General features: G+C 59.5%; 1 protein-coding gene. It reads left to right on the top strand.

The annotated features are described in order from the left end of the window. Window positions 1-217: 217 nt before the first annotated feature. Window positions 218-634 (top strand): methyltransferase domain-containing protein, encoded by a 417-nt coding sequence (locus AC0L14_RS34755; RefSeq protein ID WP_473752229.1) that lies wholly within the window; start codon window positions 218-220, stop codon window positions 632-634. Window positions 635-932 lie beyond the last annotated feature (298 nt).

Raw genomic sequence — 932 nt, 5'->3', positions numbered from 1 at the left:
TCGGACATTGTGTCGGCTCTGTCGGGTCTGCGGCGCAGGCTCGTTGGCCAATTTTCGTGTTTTGCCTGACACCAAATAGCTGGAAACAATGACAAAGAATGTCTTTCTCGCCGCGTTCGGCTAGTTGGCACGACTTTTGAAGTCCTCGGTGCAAGGCGGGAACAGGTGTCGACCGGCCCCGCCGGGTGACCATCTGCCAGTAGACGGAGGTACTGTCATGAATACCCTCGATCGGGAGACGACCCTGGAGCAAGCCGCACGAGAGCGCCTCAAGGAATCCCACGCCCTCGACGGCGACACCGATCGCTTGGCCCAGTTTTATCGCGAATGGGCCAGTTCGTATGATTCGGATGTGGCCGATGGTTACTGCGGGCCAATGATCGTGGCGGAACTGGCGGCAGCCATGCAGACTACCTATTTGGCCAGGGCCCGGGCAGCTATCGCAATTCTGGACGCCGGCTGCGGAACAGGCCTCGTCGGGGTGGAACTGGAAAGCCTCGGATTCCGGTTGATTGACGGGTTCGATCTCTCTGAGGAGATGGCCGAAAAGGCACGGCAAGCCCGCGTCTACCGCCATGTCCAGGGCGATATCGACCTTAACTCTCCGCTCTCCGAATACTTCAGCGCGAGCTAGGACATCACCGTGTGCTGCGGTGTTTTTGCGCCCGGGCATGTCCGACCGGATGTATTGCGCAAACTGGCTCGCGTCACGCGCCCGAACGGATTCGTCATCGCAAGTACGCGCAAGAGCTATGCGGAGGCCACATGCTTTGAAGACGAGGTGCGGCGTCTGCAGGATGAGGGCGTCCTTGTGCTGGCACAGTGTCTGAACGACGGCAGATATGCCGCGGATGAGGACGCGCACTATTGGGTTTTCCGGGTAACCAACAAGGCCAACGCACCAACAGAGGAGCGGCTATGACCACGATCCC

It is taken from the genome of Mesorhizobium sp. WSM4841 (genome assembly GCF_055811515.1).
This window is presented reverse-complemented; position numbering and strand designations above follow the sequence as displayed.